At 46.4% G+C, this 18,528-nt stretch carries 16 protein-coding genes; 1 reads left to right on the top strand and 15 read right to left on the bottom strand.

Annotated features, from left to right (window positions below):
• Window positions 1-15: 15 nt before the first annotated feature.
• The 15 genes from BLQ53_RS02255 to BLQ53_RS02185 form a co-directional block, all read right to left on the bottom strand.
• Window positions 16-1,698, bottom strand: coding sequence for a glycerol-3-phosphate dehydrogenase/oxidase (locus tag BLQ53_RS02255; RefSeq protein ID WP_093725573.1), 1,683 nt, complete (start codon window positions 1,696-1,698; stop codon window positions 16-18).
• Between the two features lie 197 nt (window positions 1,699-1,895).
• Window positions 1,896-3,386 carry a glycerol kinase GlpK gene (gene glpK, locus BLQ53_RS02250; protein ID WP_093725571.1) on the bottom strand — a complete coding sequence of 497 codons (1,491 nt, stop codon included), beginning with the start codon at window positions 3,384-3,386 and terminating at the stop codon, window positions 1,896-1,898.
• The gene (locus BLQ53_RS02245; protein WP_093725569.1) at window positions 3,386-4,228 is read right to left on the bottom strand and encodes an MIP/aquaporin family protein; all 843 of its coding nucleotides are present in this window, start codon (window positions 4,226-4,228) and stop codon (window positions 3,386-3,388) included. Before BLQ53_RS02245 ends, glpK begins: the two co-directional genes overlap by 1 nt.
• A gap of 274 nt (window positions 4,229-4,502) precedes the next feature.
• Window positions 4,503-5,045, bottom strand: coding sequence for a glycerol-3-phosphate responsive antiterminator (locus BLQ53_RS02240; RefSeq protein ID WP_093725567.1), 543 nt, complete (start codon window positions 5,043-5,045; stop codon window positions 4,503-4,505).
• Window positions 5,046-5,076: 31 nt separating this feature from the next.
• On the bottom strand, window positions 5,077-5,586 hold the full coding sequence (locus BLQ53_RS02235; protein WP_093725565.1) for an acyltransferase: 510 nt from the start codon (window positions 5,584-5,586) through the stop codon (window positions 5,077-5,079).
• A complete protein-coding gene (gene ppaX, locus BLQ53_RS02230; protein WP_093725563.1) occupies window positions 5,558-6,229 on the bottom strand; it encodes a pyrophosphatase PpaX in 672 nt (223 codons plus the stop codon). Before ppaX ends, BLQ53_RS02235 begins: the two co-directional genes overlap by 29 nt.
• 18 nt (window positions 6,230-6,247) lie before the next feature.
• The gene (gene lgt / locus BLQ53_RS02225; RefSeq protein ID WP_425288274.1) at window positions 6,248-7,072 is read right to left on the bottom strand and encodes a prolipoprotein diacylglyceryl transferase; all 825 of its coding nucleotides are present in this window, start codon (window positions 7,070-7,072) and stop codon (window positions 6,248-6,250) included.
• Window positions 7,059-8,015: an HPr(Ser) kinase/phosphatase gene (gene hprK / locus BLQ53_RS02220; protein ID WP_139180829.1), complete on the bottom strand. Its 957-nt coding sequence runs from the start codon at window positions 8,013-8,015 to the stop codon at window positions 7,059-7,061. Before hprK ends, lgt begins: the two co-directional genes overlap by 14 nt.
• Before the next feature lie 107 nt (window positions 8,016-8,122).
• Window positions 8,123-8,479 carry a phage holin family protein gene (locus BLQ53_RS02215; RefSeq protein ID WP_093725561.1) on the bottom strand — a complete coding sequence of 119 codons (357 nt, stop codon included), beginning with the start codon at window positions 8,477-8,479 and terminating at the stop codon, window positions 8,123-8,125.
• Window position 8,480: 1 nt separating this feature from the next.
• Window positions 8,481-9,584, bottom strand: coding sequence for a DUF4097 family beta strand repeat-containing protein (locus BLQ53_RS02210; RefSeq protein WP_093725559.1), 1,104 nt, complete (start codon window positions 9,582-9,584; stop codon window positions 8,481-8,483).
• Between the two features lie 27 nt (window positions 9,585-9,611).
• Window positions 9,612-10,286: a bacillithiol biosynthesis deacetylase BshB2 gene (gene bshB2, locus BLQ53_RS02205; protein WP_093725557.1), complete on the bottom strand. Its 675-nt coding sequence runs from the start codon at window positions 10,284-10,286 to the stop codon at window positions 9,612-9,614.
• Window positions 10,287-10,301: 15 nt separating this feature from the next.
• Window positions 10,302-10,649, bottom strand: coding sequence for a YojF family protein (locus BLQ53_RS02200; RefSeq protein WP_093725555.1), 348 nt, complete (start codon window positions 10,647-10,649; stop codon window positions 10,302-10,304).
• A gap of 132 nt (window positions 10,650-10,781) precedes the next feature.
• Window positions 10,782-13,661 (bottom strand): excinuclease ABC subunit UvrA, encoded by a 2,880-nt coding sequence (uvrA, locus tag BLQ53_RS02195; protein WP_093725553.1) that lies wholly within the window; start codon window positions 13,659-13,661, stop codon window positions 10,782-10,784.
• Between the two features lie 5 nt (window positions 13,662-13,666).
• A complete protein-coding gene (uvrB, locus tag BLQ53_RS02190) occupies window positions 13,667-15,655 on the bottom strand; it encodes an excinuclease ABC subunit UvrB (RefSeq protein WP_093725551.1) in 1,989 nt (662 codons plus the stop codon).
• Between the two features lie 170 nt (window positions 15,656-15,825).
• Window positions 15,826-17,415: a peptide chain release factor 3 gene (locus BLQ53_RS02185; protein WP_093725549.1), complete on the bottom strand. Its 1,590-nt coding sequence runs from the start codon at window positions 17,413-17,415 to the stop codon at window positions 15,826-15,828.
• 249 nt (window positions 17,416-17,664) lie between these two features.
• Between BLQ53_RS02185 and BLQ53_RS02180 the strand changes: the two genes are divergently transcribed.
• On the top strand, window positions 17,665-18,159 hold the full coding sequence (locus BLQ53_RS02180; protein ID WP_093725547.1) for a PTS sugar transporter subunit IIA: 495 nt from the start codon (window positions 17,665-17,667) through the stop codon (window positions 18,157-18,159).
• The last annotated feature ends 369 nt before the right edge of the window (window positions 18,160-18,528 follow it).

The raw sequence follows: 18,528 nt of genomic DNA, 5'->3' as shown, positions 1-18,528 counted from the left end.
CTCCTGGATGACTGATTAAACAGTTTGTAAGTCGTCTTCTTTAACCGGTACAACTGCTTCTTTTGCCAAAACGTCCAGTTCACGCGTATATTCAGCTTTTTGCTCAGCAGAATAACCCAATGTTTCAGCCATGTAATCGATGACTGCATCTTTGTACGTGTGAACGAAGTCGATGTTGAACAGCAATGCGCCTGTGCGTCGAACAAAGAAATCGACTGGTTTGTATGCAAGTTCTTCTTCGATTGCATAACGAAGCTGTGCGAAGACAAGTACATCAATGTTGGCAGCTTTCGCTTCATCCTTCAATGTTTCGAAACGTTCGAAGACTTTATCAACGTTCGCTCCGTAACGGCTTACCATCTTAAGTGCGTCTTCAGCAGAAAGACCGATGGCTTTCCCTTCATCCACTTTACGCTCTTTGAAACGCTCGAATCCTTTGGATCCGCCTACTTCCCCACCGGAAATTGGCAGGTTTTTCGTATCAGCTTGGGAGTAAAGAATGCCTTCTTCTTCCTTGAACTGTTTAGCAACAAGATCCACCGCTTCAATCGCCATTTTACGGTAACCAGTCAGCTTACCGCCAGCCATGGAAATCAAACCGCTGTCAGAAACGAAGATCTCATCTTTACGGGAAATCTCGCCTGGTTTCTTGCCTTCTTCTTGAATCAGCGGACGAAGACCAGCCCAGCTGGATTCCACATCATCTTTTGTGATTTCTACAGTCGGGAACATGTAGTTGATGGAGTCGATGATATAATCACGATCCTCAACAGTCATAACTGGGTGCTTGATATCGCCTTTGTAAGTGGTATCTGTTGTACCGACATATGTTTTGCCTTCACGCGGAATCGCGAATACCATCCGGCCATCTGGTGTATCGAAGTATACCGCTTGGCGCAATGGGAAGCGTTGTCCATCGAATACCAAGTGAACACCTTTTGTAAGATGCAAAGTTTTGCCTTTTTTAGAGCCGTCTTTTTCACGGAGCGTATCTACCCATGGACCGCCGGCATTGACGATTTTCTTCGCGAAGATACGGTGTTTTTCACCAGTTGTAAGGTCTTCTGCTACAACACCTGTCACTTTACCGCCAGCATCATAGATGAACTCGATAACTTTCGTATAGTTGATCGCATTGACACCTTTTTCAACTGCTTTTTTCAAAACTTCCAATGTCAAGCGGGCATCGTCTGTTTTGTATTCCACATAACGTCCGCCGCCAAGCAAGCCTTCTGATTTGACAAGCGGCTCTCTTTCCAATACTTCATCGGTTTTCAGCATTGTACGACGTTCAGCTTTTTTAACACCCGCAAGAAAGTCATAGACGCGCAAACCGATGTTAGTTGTGAACGGACCAAAAGTACCGCCTTTGTGGAAAGGAAGCAGCATCCATTCAGGTGTTGTGACGTGAGGGCCATTTTCATATACGATTTCACGTTCTTTACCTACTTCTGCAACCATTTTGACTTCGAATTGTTTCAAGTAGCGCAAACCACCGTGAACCAATTTCGTTGAACGGGATGAAGTACCTGCTGCGAAGTCCTGCATTTCTACAAGACCTACGTTCATTCCACGCAATCTTGCGTCAAGGGAGATACCAGAACCAGTGATTCCACCACCGATTACAAGAACATCCAATGGTTTATCAGTTAAATTCGAATAAATTTCGTTACGCTTTTTACTAGAGAAAACAGTCATGCTTGAACACTCCTTTTTAGATTCAGCGCTCTTATATTTCTATACCCCATTAGAGTAGAAGTCATGTATAGAAAACAGAAAGAGACCACAAATAATCCATACAATGTATAGATATTCGCGGTCTCTCCAATGTCTCGGGCCGAATCATTAACTTGTGAATTCAGTATAACATGCCCAGCCCGATTTGAAAAGTTATATTACTTGAAAGTACGTGTAGCTTCCACAGCTTTTTTCCAGCCTGCGTAGAGCTGGTCTTTTTCTTCTTTGGAGCGGTTTGGCTTGAACGTACGGTCGATCTGCCATTTGTTGGCGATCGCTTCGCGGCTTTCCCAATAGCCGACCGCTAAACCAGCCAAGTAGGCAGCACCTAATGCTGTTGTCTCCTGGATGACTGGACGTTCTACGTCTACATCAAGCATATCGCTTTGGAACTGCATAAGGAAATCGTTTTTCACGACGCCGCCATCGACGCGAAGCTGTTTCACATCGATACCGGAATCCTCGATCATTGCATCGACGACATCCTTGGATTGGAAAGCAAGGGATTCCAATGTCGCACGTGTGATATGCGCGCTTGTCGTGCCGCGTGTGATACCGAACATCGCACCGCGTGCATCACTATCCCAATAAGGCGTACCTAGTCCTACGAAGGCAGGGACTACATAAACGCCGCCGCTGTCTGTAACACTTGTCGCAAGTTTTTCACTTTCAGGAGAAGATTCGATGATCTTCAAACCGTCACGGAGCCACTGGACAGCAGAACCTGCTACGAAGATACTTCCTTCCAGCGCGTATTCCACTTTGCCGTCAAGTCCCCAAGCGATCGTTGTCAACAGGCCATGATCTGATTTTACAGCTTCCTCGCCTGTATGCATAAGGACGAAGCAGCCTGTTCCGTAAGTATTTTTCACCATACCCGGCTCATAGCAAGCTTGACCGAATAGAGCAGCGTGCTGGTCACCTGCGATACCTGCGATTGGTACTTCTTCACCGAAGAAATGATAGTCGATCGTTTGAGCGTACACTTCTGAAGAAGGTTTTACTTCCGGAAGCATGTTTTTCGGCACATCCAGGATCTCAAGCAATTCCTCATCCCATTTAAGCTCATGGATGTTGTACATCAATGTGCGAGCTGCGTTGGAATAATCCGTTACGTGTGCTCTGCCTCCGGATAGCTTATAAACAAGCCAAGTATCGATGGTACCGAACAACAAATCGCCGTTCTCTGCTTTCTCACGCGCGCCTTCGACGTTATCCAAGATCCATTTGACTTTTGTACCAGAGAAGTAAGCATCCAATAGCAAACCAGTCTTCTCACGGAACAAATCATTATGACCTTTTTCAATCAAGTCATTGACGATATCAGCTGTCTGACGGGATTGCCACACGATTGCTTTATGAATCGGACGGCCAGTGTTCTTATCCCAAACCACTGTCGTTTCACGCTGGTTCGTAATACCGATCGCCGCTACTTGTTTAGCGTCGATGTCCGCTTTACGAAGTACTTCTGCCATACAAGCAGAAATGGATGTCCAGATTTCGTTGGCGTCATGCTCTACCCAGCCTGATTGCGGGAAGAACTGCTCGAATTCCATCTGTGCAGTTTCCACGATGTCGCCATTTTGGTTGAAAAGAATAGCGCGTGAACTTGTTGTACCTTGGTCAAGTGCCATGATAAATTTTTCCATTACTTAATCCCCCTCGTTTTTACACCATTATTCGCAGCTGCTTCTGCGTTTGCTTTTACAAGTTCCCCTCGAACTGCAGCGATAATGATTACTAATAGTACAGCAGATAAAATCCAGAAACCTACTTGCAAGTCTTCCATGAAAAATCCGATATAGAAATATGCACCGTACGCTCCGCCAAGCAATGGACCTACTACTGGAACCCACGCATACTTCCAGTTGGAAGAACCTTTGCCCGGAATCGGCAGCAATGCATGAGCGATACGCGGACCTAAATCACGGGCTGGGTTGATCGCATATCCTGTCGGACCGCCAAGCGCCATCCCGATAACAACGATGAGTAAGCCTGTAATTAATGGATTGATTCCTTCTGCTAAAGAGTTGCCTCCAATGAATAGAATACCAAGCATTAGGATGAAAGTGCCAATGATTTCTGTCAGCAAGTTCGAAATTGGACTATCAATTGCAGGATCTGTCGAGAAAACGGAAAGTTTTGCCATTGGATCGGACGTTTTCGCCCAGTGCGGCAAATAGACAAGGAATACAAGTACAGCGCCCAAGAATGCTCCAAGCATTTCACCAGCAAGGTACTCCGGAACTACATTCCAGCCGATATCCCCTTTAATCGCCAATCCCAGTGTCACAGCAGGGTTTAAATGCGCTCCTGAAAAACCGCCTACAGCGTACGCTCCCATCGCTACTGCAAGACCCCAAGCAATTGTAATTACAATCCAGCCTGAGCCCTCACCTTTGGACTTGCTTAAGTTACTTACTGCAACTACTCCCCCACCGAAGAGTATTAGTACCATTGTGCCAATCGTTTCGGCTGTGAAGATACTCATTGTGATTGTCCCCTTTATTGATAGAATTTTTCGGAGAGCGCTTTCATAAAGCATCCAAAATAACCGCACTTTTGCAGAATCATAAAAATAGCTACATTCAACCTAAAAATATTATTAAGGAAGCGCTGTCTTTTGGATTAGAAAAATCCATTACCTAATATAACATAGTAACCGCCCAGCGTGTACTAAAAAGGTAATGGATTCTCCGTATCTCCGATCATTGATATTAACTTATAGGTAGACTTTACACCTAATTGAAAGCGGTGTCAAGGACTTACCATAAACTTTTTTTAGAAGTTGAAACCGCTGTCGCCCCCGCTTCCAGCGCGGCATCCACATCTTCCGGGGTGCGAATTAGGCCGCCAGCGATGACGGGAACGCCCACTTTCTCGGATACTTCTTTTATCATATGAGGAATTAACCCCGGCAGTACTTCGATATAGTCGGGCTGTGTTTTCTTAACCAGTGAAAGATTATGATCAAGTGCATGACCATCAATCAAAAACAGCCGCTGGACAGCAGTTATCTTATATTTTTTAGCTGCATTGATGACATTCGTCCTTGTCGATATGACACCATCCGGTTTCAGACGCTGGCAGACAAAGTCCATCCCGGCGTCGTCCGTTTTCAGTCCCTGTATCAAATCAACATGAAGAAACACTTTCTTACCTGCTTTTTTGGCATATTTGATCTGCGATGGAAGCTGGGCGATCCTTGTTTCAAGCAAGACCATCATCTGCATATCCTCCCGCTGAAGCAATTCATCGAAATCCCGCTCATTTCGGGCTGCAGGTAAAATCCGTTGTCCTAAATCCATTCTTTACCTCCTTATGAAACAAGCAGACACACTAGGTTGTCTGCTTGTCCTGTCGTTGTTCTGCTGTATAAATCATTTGCATCGGATTTCCGCCGACCATTGCACCAGGAGGCACATCCCGATGAACAAGCGTGGCAGCGGAAATGACCGCTCCATCTCCAATCGTAACTCCCGGCAGAATCGTCGTATTGGCTCCCACCATTACATTATCCCCGATGATGACATCTCCAAGCCGGTATTCATTCGTCAAGTATTCATGGGCAAGGATGGTGGTATTATAGCCGATGATGGTGTTTTTCCCAATCGTGATCCGTTCGGGGTACAGGAAATCAGGAACGACCATGACGGCTAATGCTGATTCTTTACCTATCTTCATTTTGAGAAAGAATCGATACAATTTGTTTTTCAAACCAAGAAAAGGCGTATAACGGCCAATTTGGACAATCACGAAATTCTTGGCTACTTTCCAAAAAGGGATCGTTTTATATAACTGCCAAAGTGAATTAGATCCTTTAACGGGATAGCTTTCCGTTTTCCGCATGCGCGTCTTCCTTTACGATATCAAATAAATCACGGATATCTTCCAGCATATAATCCGGTCCATAAGGAAGCAGGGATTGTTTTCCCTTGATCGACCAAGCCACTCCAGCAGTTTTTGTACCGGCATTCTTACCTGACTCGATATCATGATAATTGTCTCCAATCATGATTGCTTCCCCCGGAACACTGCCGAGCGCTTCGAGCCCTTTCAAAACTGGCTCCGGATGCGGTTTTGCATGTTCGATATCATCATACCCAATCACGGCATCAAACAATCCTCCAAGACCGCATACGCGAAGACCTCGTTCTGCTGTGTCCCGCATCTTCGTCGTTACGATGCCAAGCTTAAAACCAGCCTGTTTGAGCTGCTGCAATGTTTCAGTCACATATGGATAAGCCTCTACATAAGCATCATGATGCTCTAGATTATGCTTCCGATAAGCTGCGATCATTTCTTCCGCTCTGTTTGCGTCGATATTCTCAAAGACATCCTTCAGCGGCGGACCGATGAATGGAAGCAACTCCTCCCGCTCATAGATCCGACCCGTATATTGCTCCAGTGTTGCTGTATAAGATGCCAAAATCAGACTATTCGAATCGATCAGTGTTCCATCAAGGTCAAATAACAATGTCGTGATTGCCATAATCGCACTCGCCCTTTCCTATTTCTTATCTTTATAACGAGGTGTTTTCGCCCCCGGGAGGCGTCGGATGATGATGATGATCACCGCGATGACGATGGCCGAAATCGAGACAATCTGTGCCGCCCGCAAACCATCAGCCACTAGACTATCCGTCCGCATCCCTTCAATGAAGTAGCGTCCGAAACTATACCAAATAAGGTAGAACAAGAACATTTCGCCGCGTTTCAAATTCACTCTGCGCAAAAGGAGCAAGATGAGGAAACCAAGAACATTCCATAGTGATTCATACAAGAATGTCGGATGATAGAGCACCCCATCGATACACATTTGGTTATTGATGAAATCGGGCAAATACTGAATGAAATTCTGGTATGCATCTGCTGAAACAGCGCCTCCATGGGCTTCTTGGTTCATGAAATTGCCCCAGCGGCCGATTCCCTGGGCAAGTATCAAGCTTGGTGCTGCAATATCTGCCAGCTTCCAGAACGATACCTTCTTCACACGACAGAAGATGATGGCTGTAAGGATAGCTCCGATTAATGCCCCATGGATGGCGATACCGCCTTCCCAAATGGCGAATACCTTCCAAAATGGACCATCAGCATAGTTTTCCCATTCAAACGAGACATAATAAATTCGAGCACTAATGATAGCTGCTGGAATCGCGAATACAAGGAAATCAACAAACGTATCTTTATGTAATCCGCGCTTTTTTGATTCGCGGATAGCCAGCCACAATCCAAGGGCTGCACCGACTGCAATGATGACGCCATACCAGTAGATCGACACCGAACCAAGCTGTAGAAATACCCGGTTCAACGGTTGTGCTTCACACATTTCCATCCGTCATATCTCCCTCATTGTCTTTTCCTGTTTCTATCATTTTCGTCAGGCGCTGTGAGAATTCCTCTGCCGCATTCACACCCATCCGTTTCAGACGGAAGTTCATGGCAGCTACCTCGATGATGACTGCCAAATTACGTCCCGGACGTACAGGAACCGTCATTTTCGGTACATTCACATCCATGATTTTCATCGTATCTTCATCCAGTCCAACTCGATCATATTGTTTCGATTGATCCCAAGTTTCCAGATTGATGACGATGGAAATCTTCTTGTGGCTGCGTACTGCCCCTGCTCCAAACAGCGTCATCACATTGATGATGCCCAAGCCCCGGATTTCCAGTAAATGCTCGATCAAAGAAGGCGAATTTCCAATGAGCGTATCATAATCCTCCTGCCGGATCTCCACACTGTCATCAGCAACGAGACGGTGTCCGCGCTTGACGAGCTCCAACGCTGTTTCACTTTTTCCGACGCCGCTCTGCCCGGTAATCAAGATTCCGATTCCGTAGATATCAACCAATACCCCGTGGACTGCCGTGAACGGTGCAAATTTTGCCTCCAGGAAATTCGTGATCCGGCTGATGACACGCGTCGTCTTGTGTGGCGACCGTAAAATCGGAACACCAGCAGCCTCCGCTGCTTCCTTCATTTCCGATGGCACTTCCTGACCTCTTGTAATGATCAGACCTGGTGTGATATCCGAGCAAATCTCCTCAAACCGCTCTTGCTTCTGTTCGCTTGTCAGCTCCTCCAGAAAGGAGAGCTCCGTTTTGCCGAACAGCTGCAGCCGATCTTTCGGATAATATTTAAAATAACCTGTCAACTCTATACCAGGACGGGAGATATCACTCATGAAAATTTCACGTTGTACGCCTGTATCCCCAGTCAGCAATTCCAGATTGAAACGATCCAATAAATCCTGAATGACTACTTTTGCCATAATAACCCTCCATCCTAACAATTCTTGTTTATTCTAGCATACTTCCTGAAAAGATAGATACCTAGGCATGAAAAAGGCCCTGCAGCATTTCACTGCAAGGCTATTTTTCATTTTGTGATCCGATCCCGGATGAGCCAGTTCAGGACGAGGTTCAGCAAGGCAAGTATGATTGCTGCAATGATTGCTGTCCCGAAACCATCGATTATGAAATTCTCCCCGATCAAACCTTGTGTGATCATCAAAGTGATGGCATTGATGACAAATAAGAACAGGCCAAACGTCAACGCAGTCAACGGCAGCGTCAAGACAATCAGCACCGGCCGGACAAGGAGATTCAAAATCGACAGGATGAAACTTGCCAGGATGGCAGTCCCGAAGCCCTCTATATAAAAGGAGTCGAATATGCGGCTGACGATTATCAATGACACGCTATTCAGCAATAGTGTCAAAACCCATCTTAGCATGTTATGGAAGCACCCACACCGAACCGGTTTTCGTATTCGCTTCTAAATGCAGCTTTTCTTGTGCTGCTGGGTATGTTTCGAATTTAAGTGCTTTCTTGACGACTTCCTTCGCTTCATCGATGACGATATACTCATCCAAATCACAGTGCAGTGAGCCGATATTCGTCGTAATCCGTCCATTCAACGGAATGGACGCCAAAGATTTCAACCGGATACTACCATTGGTCGCCTTGAAAAATGCACTGTCCGGATCTGAATTATGCCACTCACAATGGATACTGCCATTGAACGTTTGGGCATCAAGCTTGCGGAAATTCCCCTCAAGCCGCAGTGAGCCATTGACAGATTCACAAAGCAAATCCTTTGCGGTCACTTGCTTCAGCTTGATGCTGCCATTTGATGTCTCGGCACTGACAATCGAACCGCCGCCTCCGTGGAGGTCGATGCTTCCATTGGTCGTCTTGCAATAGATGTTCACACTGCTCACCGAATCCGTTCGGATCGTTCCATTGAAGGTTTTCACGACACATTCATCGTACACCGCTTCCGGGACATATAAGGTGATTTCCGATTTGATCCGTTTATCTTGCAGCGAGAATTGCAATTTGCCATCCGCAATGGCGAAATAGGCCTTATCCGTGAACCGTCTTCTGGCGGCCTGTTCATCTTCTTCCTGATAGACTTTTGCTTTCGTTTCCAGGCGAGCAAGCGGCTCGGTCCAGCTTTTGATCGTAACGGAACCATTATAGATTTTCAGCTCTATTTTCCCGAATGTCTCATCTGCCTGAAATATATGCTCCACTGTATTATGATCGCCGAAGTTCAAATCCAAGTCAGCATTCTTGATCTTCGTGAAAGCCTGCTGGACATATTGCAGCACTTTCGGACCGACCGCTTTTTTCTTGGCTGTTTTATCGACACGCTGTGATTTAGGCTCTTCTCCTGCTGTGACAAGCTCCTGAACCATCGGCTCCTTCTCTTCATCCGCATTCTGCACTGCACCAAAAGCACGCTCATCAAGAGCCGCCAGCTCCAGCTCCGCTTCTTCAGCAGTCAGCTTTCCTTCTTCCAGCTGTTTCAGAATTCTCTTTCTCTCTGTTCTCATACATAGCCTCCTTTACACATATACGAATCATATGTTATCGAAGTTCCAAGTATAGAATGTCTCCTCTTTGAAATGTTCCATCGCTATTGCTTCCATGTTTTCTTCCGTAAGCTCTGCTCCAGTGACATTACCGAGCACACCTTGTGCCTGGGAGGTATGGCAAAGGATAGCTTTCACCTTCGTCTTGACGAAAGGACGGATATCCTGAACAACATCAGGCTTGCCGAGTATCTCCTGATAACCGCGCATGAACGCCTGTGCCCAAACTGTCGGACGTGCGCTTTCTTCCATCCGTGATACAGCATCGATGGCCGCTGCACCCAATGCATTATGGTCCGGGTGGACAGCATATTCCGGATAATGTGTGATGACAAGTGTTGGCTTGAGCTGTTCCAAAAGCCCTTTCAAATGATCGCTGACCTTGGATAGATCCTCGAATTCCAAGACCTTATCCCGGTAACCAAGCATTTGCAGCTCTACATCCATTGCCTTGCAGGCATCCTGCAACTCTTTCTTTCTGATTTCCGGCAAGGATTCCCGGGTCGCGAAAGTCGGGTTACCCATATTGCGTCCCATTTCACCCAATGTACCGCACAAGTAAGTGACCGGAACACCTTCCTGTCTGAACTTAGCAATTGTACCAGCAGCTCCGAAAGCTTCGTCGTCGGGATGCGGGAAGATGACTACTACGTGTTTTTCCATGATTATTGCTCCTCCTTAGAATGCTGTCTCGCTTATTTCCAATGAAACCATCAATCGGCCTTCCCGATCATGACCAGCCATGAGCAGCCGATTCTTATCATCCACTTCCCATGCATTCAGACCTTCTGCGTAGACCCAGCCGTTTTCAGTCTTCAATCCAACGCGATAGGCCATTCCAGCACCCTTGATCTTGCCATGCTCATAAGTCACCTGTGCATTCCGGATAAAGGCACCAACATTGTACGCTTTTTCATTTACATGATTAGCATATGCACCATTTGTCGTTTCCAGATGTATAAACACTTTTTTTCCAGCAAATGCATCTATTTGTTCTTGCACTTCATTCATATCAATCGGCTTCACTAGTAAGTCGCTCCTTCCAAAGCTATATCTAAACAAATATTTTACTACAAATTCTGCTGTAATGCTCCATTTGAAGCTTTGCATGTTGCATAGACAGAAAAATACAGCGAGCAAAAGCCCGCTGTATCTTATTTATCGTTCTGCAACATGCGTCGCATATTCCAATTGACTTGCTGTACGTTCACGGTCACGCTCAAGAATCGGCTTCAAGTATTTTCCGGTGTAAGAAGCAGGAACTTCTGCCACTTCTTCCGGGGTACCAGTCGCTACGATCTGACCGCCGCGGTCCCCGCCTTCCGGACCCAGGTCAATGAGATAATCCGCTGTTTTGATGACATCCAGATTATGCTCGATGACAAGGACCGTGTCGCCGTTTTCGACGATTCGATCCAATACTTTCAGCAATCGAGAAATATCATCCACATGCAAACCAGTTGTCGGCTCATCCAGTATATAGAATGTTTTACCATTACTGCGTTTATGCAATTCACTGGCAAGCTTCACACGCTGCGCTTCCCCACCGGAAAGCGTTGTGGCCGGCTGTCCGAGCTTCACATAACCAAGCCCTACATCTGAGATTGTCTGCAGCTTGCGCTTGATTTTTGGAATATTGGAGAAGAACTCCAACCCTTCCTCGATTGTCATATCCAAAACATCAGCGATGCTTTTTCCTTTGTATTTAACCTCAAGTGTTTCCCGGTTATACCGTTTCCCATGACAAACTTCACATGGTACATATACATCCGGAAGGAAATGCATCTCGATTTTGATGATACCGTCCCCGCGGCAGGCTTCACAGCGTCCGCCTTTCACATTGAAGCTGAAGCGGCCTTTCTTATAGCCGCGAACCTTAGCAGCATTCGTGCTGGCGTACACATCACGGATATCATCAAAAGCCCCGGTATACGTAGCCGGGTTGGATCGCGGAGTCCGTCCGATGGGCGATTGATCAATGTCGATGACTTTGTCCAGATGGTCCAATCCTTTGATTTGCTTATGCTTACCCGGCTTTACCTTGCTCCGATTGAGTTTTTGGGCCAATGTTTTATGCAGGACTTCATTGACGAATGTACTTTTACCGGAACCGGATACACCTGTCACTGCTGTGAATAGACCCAGCGGGATTTTTGCAGAAGCTTTCTTCAAGTTATTCTCTTCTGCTCCGATGACTTCGATGGTGCGGTCCTTATCGGGGTTACGGCGTTCAAACGGCAGCGGGATGAATTTCTTACCGGACAAATACTGGCCAGTGAGGGATTTTTTATCCTTCATCACCTTTTGAGGCGTTCCCTGACTTGTAATCTGTCCACCATGCTCACCAGCGCCAGGACCGACATCGATAAGCCAATCTGCCTCCATCATCGTATCTTCATCATGCTCGACCACGACAAGCGTATTGCCAAGATCACGCATCCGCTTCATCGTTTCGATCAATCTATCATTATCTCGCTGATGCAACCCGATGGATGGTTCATCCAATACATACAAGACACCAGTCAAAGCCGATCCGATTTGAGTGGCAAGACGGATACGCTGTGCTTCCCCGCCAGACAATGTGCCGGCTGAACGAGAAAGCGTCAGGTAATCCAAGCCGACGTTATTCAGGAAGGTGATTCTGTCGATGATCTCCTTGGTGATCATAAACGCAATCTGTCTTTCCTTCTCATTCAGTTCCAATCCTTCCATGAAGTGTTTCACTTCCAGGACGGATTTCTCGGTAACATTGCTGATATGATGGCCGTTGATGAGGACAGCAAGCGATTCTTCACGCAAACGATGTCCTTTACACTTCGGACAAGGCCGATTATTCATATACTTTTCCATTTGTTCACGGATGAAATCGGATGTTGTTTCCCGATAGCGCCGGGCTATATTAGTTAATACGCCCTCGAATTCAATATTGCTCTCACGGACGCGGCCAAAATCATTTTCATAACGGAAATGGATTTTTTCCTTTTTCTTGCCGTTCATCAAGATATCAAGCTGTCCCTCTGGCAATTCATTGACCGGTACATCCATATCGATGCCGAAATGGCTGCAGGCTGCTTCAAGCAGCTTTGGATAATACTGCGAACTCGTCGGTTCCCACGCTGCTATTGCCCCATCACGCAGGGTAAGATCTTTGTTCGGAATAACCAGATCGGGATCCACTTCCAGTTTCGTACCTAGTCCATCACAAGTCGGGCAAGCCCCAAAAGGATTATTGAAAGAGAACATGCGCGGTTCCAATTCCCCGATCGAGAAACCGCAAATCGGGCAGGCATGATGCTCACTGAAAAGAAGCTCTTCGACCCCCATCACATCAACGATGACGCGTCCGTCCCCAAGCGTAAGTGCTGTCTCCAGTGAATCCGTCAGCCGCCCGGTGACACCCTCTTTGATGACGATCCGGTCGACAACCACTTCGATCGAATGTTTCTTTGTTTTCTCGAGCTTGATATCATCCGTGATTTCCACCATCTCGCCATCCACACGCAAACGAATATAACCCTCCGACTTCAGCTTTTCGAGCACTTTGACATGCTCGCCTTTTTTCCCGGAGATGACCGGGGCAAGGACCTGCAGGCGGGAACGCTCCGGAAATTCCAAGATTCGATCGGCCATTTGTTCAACAGTCTGGGAACTGATTTCGATTCCATGACGCGGACAAGTCGGTCGGCCAACCCTGGCATACAGCAGCCGTAAATAATCATAAATTTCCGTAACTGTCCCGACTGTGGAACGCGGATTCTTGCTTGTCGTCTTCTGATCGATACTGATAGCTGGCGACAAACCTTCGATCGAATCCACGTCGGGCTTGTCCATCTGGCCAAGGAACTGGCGGGCATACGCTGATAATGATTCCACATAACGGCGCTGCCCTTCCGCATAGATCGTATCAAAAGCTAGCGAGGATTTCCCTGAACCGGATAGGCCGGTCAAAACGACCAGACTATCCTTTGGGATATCGACATCTATATTTTTCAAGTTATTGGCGCGGGCGCCCCTGACCGAAATACTTTTCTTCGCCACTTTCTTCACCCTTCCACTTTTAGTTCCAAGACAAGATCACGAAGCTCGGCAGCACGTTCGAAATTGAGATCGCGTGCAGCCTGTTTCATTTCTTTCTCCATCTCGGCAATGACTTTTTCTTTTTCCTTCTTCGTAAGCTTCGTCAAATCCGGTGTATCTTTTTTATTTGTGCCGGACTCTTCGGAACTAATCGTTGCCTTGATGACATCCCGCACTTCTTTCTGGATTGTCCGCGGTGTAATACCATGCTCTTTATTGTAAGCGATTTGGATCTCACGGCGGCGCAGTGTCTCATCCATCGCTTTTTGCATGCTATCCGTTATTTTATCTGCATACATGATGACATGGCCGTTTTCGTTACGGGCTGCCCGCCCCATCGTCTGGATTAAAGAACGCTCGGAACGCAGGAAGCCTTCCTTATCCGCATCGAGTATGGCAACGAGCGAAACCTCCGGAATATCCAATCCTTCCCGGAGTAAGTTGATTCCGACAAGTACATCATATTTTCCGATCCGCAAATCCCGGATTACTTCGATTCGTTCCAGCGTCTTGATTTCGGAATGCAGATAAGCCACTTTGATACCGATTTCTTTGAGATAATCGGTCAAGTCTTCGGACATTTTCTTGGTCAATGTTGTGATCAGGACACGTTCATTCTTCTCTGTCCGTTTATAAATCTCACTGATGATGTCATCTATTTGTCCTTCTATCGGGCGGATATCGATTTCCGGATCAAGTAATCCTGTCGGCCTGATGATCTGCTCGATCATTTCCGGTGTATGTTCGATTTCATAAGGACCCGGTGTCGCAGAGACATAAACGAGCTGTTCTGTCTTCTTCTCGAATTCTTCGAATGTCAGCGGTCTGTTGTCCATCGCGGATGGCAAACGGAAGCCGTGGTCTACAAGTACTTTCTTACGTGCCTGGTCCCCATTGAACATTCCCCTGATCTGCGGCAGCGTAACATGAGACTCATCCACGACAACCACGAAATCATCCGGGAAGAAATCCAATAGCGTATAAGGGGTGGCTCCCCGTTCACGGAAAGTAAGCTGAGCCGAATAGTTTTCGATACCTGAGCAAAAGCCCATTTCCCGCATCATTTCCAAGTCGTAATTTGTTCGCTGCTCAAGGCGCTGGGCTTCCAGCAGTTTACCTTGTTCGTTGAACATCTTGAGCTGATCTTGAAGCTCTTTTTCAATATTGACGATAGCCTTTTTGAGATTCTCTTCACGCGTTACGAAGTGGGAAGCAGGGAAGATCGCAACATGCTCGCGATCACCAATGATTTCGCCTGTCAGTGCGTCCACTTCACGGATTCGATCGATCTCATCACCAAAGAATTCAAAACGGATACAATGTTCTTCCTTTGATGCCGGGATGACTTCGACAGAATCGCCGCGTACACGGAAAGTTCCGCGCTGAAAGTCGATATCATTACGCGCATATTGGATGTCTACTAAATTACGAAGCAGCTCATCCCGATCCTTCTCCATGCCGACACGAACAGACAGCACCTGGCTCTTATATTCCTCCGGGGAACCCAAGCCATAGATACAGGACACACTTGCCACGATCAGCACATCATTACGCTCGAAAAGAGCAGATGTAGCAGAGTGGCGCAGTTTATCGATTTCATCATTGATGCTTGCGTCCTTCTCGATGAAGGTATCTGTCTGCGGTACGTATGCTTCCGGCTGATAATAATCATAATAACTAACGAAATATTCCACTGCATTATTCGGGAAAAATTCCTTGAACTCACTGTACAGCTGACCTGCCAATGTCTTGTTATGGGCAATGACAAGGGTAGGACGGTTAATTTCCTTCACCATATTTGAAATAGTGAACGTCTTACCAGTACCAGTCGCTCCGAGCAGTGTCTGATGCCGCTTATCCTGATGGATGCCTTCAACAAGACGATCAATCGCCCTAGGCTGGTCACCTTGAGGACTGTATTTAGATACTAACTCAAACGTTTCCTTTTCCTTCAATGCCAAATTCCTCCGTTCTATTTGCTATTTTCATCATAGCACAAAATATATAAAAACACGAACAAACATTCGTTTGAAATTCCACATATCTGCTAGTATAAATGTTTTCCTAATATACGAAACATAAACAAATAGATAGCAAAAAGCCGTCAAAAATGACGGCTTTATTATTAGTTGGAAGCTTGGTCGTATTGGTTGACCTCAAATAAATCGATCAAATCGATTTTCGGATTTTTATCCGTGAACCAGCGGAGGGCAAAATCGTTCTTGAATAATGCCAAGTATTCCCCTTCGCGATCCTGGGCGAGCAGACTGCGCTCGTCGAATAGACGTTCATCCACTTGCTCAGACTTAAGCCAGCGAGGGATGCGTTCTCCCATCGATTCCAATACCACTTCTACATTATACTCATTTTTCATTCGATATTCGAATACTTCGTACTGAAGCTCACCGACTGCTCCGAGGATATAACTATCATCGCGTTTACCGCGGAACAGTTGGATCGCTCCTTCCTGGACAAGCTGTTCGATACCTTTTTTGAACTGCTTTGCTTTCATGACGTTCTTTGCTGTGGCCTTCTTGAATACTTCCGGCGGGAACTGCGGCAGCTCATCGAACTCGAAGTTCGCTTTCCCTTCGACGAGCGTGTCCCCGATTCGATAGATATTCGGATCATATATCCCGATGATATCTCCGGCATATGCCTCTTCAACCGTATCACGTGAGGATGCGACGAATTGCTGTGACTGGGATAGTTTGATCGGCTTTGCCGAACGGGCTAGCTGCACGCTCATGCCTCGCTCGAATTTACCTGAGCAGACACGCAAGAAGGCAATCCGGTCGCGGTGAGCCGGGTTCATGTTCGCCTGAATCTTGAAGATGAATCCGGAGAATTCTTCTTTCTCAGGAGCTACGACACCTTCCGTCGTGCGGCGGCTTCCTGGTGCAGGCGCCATGCTGACGAACGTATCAAAGAATGTTTGGACTCCAAAAGGCGCAAGTGCACTACCAAAGAATACCGGTGTCTGCTTACCTGCAAGCACACGATCCAATGAGAATTGATCGCCGGCTTCTTCCAATAGCTCCAGTTCCCCTTTTGTATCTTCGAATGTGGAGTTGCCTGTCAAATCGGCATACTGCGGATCTTCCAGCTGATCATAAGGAATGAATGTTTCTTCTTCATTTCCGTTAAAACGTACAAATTGCTTGTTGTATCTATCGAAAATGCCTAGGAAACGCTTGCCCATTCCAGCAGGCCAGTTCATCGCATATGTCTCGATATCCAATACATTTTCGATTTCTTCCAAAAGCTCCAGCGGCTCCCGGCCTTCCCGGTCAAGCTTGTTGATGAAAGTAAAAATCGGTATGCCACGCATACGACACACTTTGAATAGCTTCAATGTCTGTGCTTCGATCCCTTTCGTCGCATCAATGATCATGACGACACTATCCACCGCCGTCAGTGTGCGATACGTATCTTCGCTGAAATCTTCGTGCCCTGGTGTATCCAGGATATTCACTTGATAATCTTTATAAGGGAAATTCATCACAGAGGATGTAACGGAAATCCCGCGCTGCTTTTCAATCTCCATCCAGTCGGATGTTGCGAATTTGCCTGATTTCTTTCCTTTTACCGTACCTGCAGAACGAATCAGATTCCCAAAAACGAGCAGTTTCTCCGTCATTGTCGTCTTCCCGGCATCCGGGTGGGAGATGATGGCGAATGTCTTGCGCTTTTGTACTTCTTGTTTTATTTGCATCGGTTCATTACCTACCGTTCTATTATCATTCGTAAAGCCTGATTGTCTTGGCGATTGGTTGTTATCTCACACTGCGTCAAACCTCTTTTCCGCTCTAAAATCAGTCTTTCTCTACTATACATAATGTTAGCGCTTTTAGGCAATATCCTTCCCATGATGGTTTTTTATTGACCCGCGGGGAGAAAACGCTTTACTATGAGACTAATAAGATTTTCACAAAATCCGATTCATTTCGAGGAGAGACAAGATATGCTAAAGAAACTATTCGGTAAAAGTGTTACAGAAGAGCATTTTGTAAGCCCTGTCAATGGGAAGGCAGTGCCGCTGGAGGAAGTACCGGATCCCGTGTTTGCGGAGAAAATGATGGGCGATGGTATCGCTATCGAACCGACGGATCACACAATCGTCAGCCCGATCGATGCCGAAGTCGTCCAAGTATTCGAAACCAAGCATGCCATCGGCTTAAAAACAGAAATGGGTCTGGAAGTGCTGCTCCATATCGGTCTGGATACTGTCAATCTGAAAGGAGAAGGCTTTGATACCTTCGTCAAAACAGGTGATAAAGTCTCCGCCGGCGACAAGCTCGTAACCTTCGATAAGGCGTTTGTCGAAGCGAACGCAAAAAGCTGCATCACACCAGTAATCATCACCAACTATGAAGCAAGCGAATATACCTTGGAAGCGCTATTTCCGGAACAGGCCATTGCAGGAGAAACCCAGATCTTCCAAGTGAAAAAGAAATAACCGAAATGAGACTGCGACAAAAGTGTATCAGTTAAATGAAAACCCGAACTATGACGTGGATCTGAAACAAAGATATACGCGTAAGTTCGGGTTTTTTGACGTTCATCTATACTAGCGTAGGCAGAATACGGAGACTCCTACGGGAACAGCACGAGCTGAAGACCCTGCAGTGGTGATCTTTCCACGAGGAGGCTGAGGCCTTGGCCGTGGAAAACGGAGTGTTCTGCCGAAGCTCTGCTTAGGGAGTATTGTTTGTTTTTAAGCTCGGGATTTTAGTTATGTCCCAACCTCTTTTTAATTTGGCCTATTTGGGAAGGCTATTGTCATATCTGTTATAATGATAGGATAATGAATTTTTTAGACTGGAGA

Origin of the sequence: Terribacillus halophilus, from assembly GCF_900101385.1 — a bacterium.
In the GTDB taxonomy this organism is placed as follows: domain Bacteria; phylum Bacillota; class Bacilli; order Bacillales; family Amphibacillaceae; genus Terribacillus; species Terribacillus halophilus.
The sequence above is the reverse complement of the archived record's forward strand: the minus strand, read 5'-3'. Positions and strand labels throughout refer to the sequence as shown.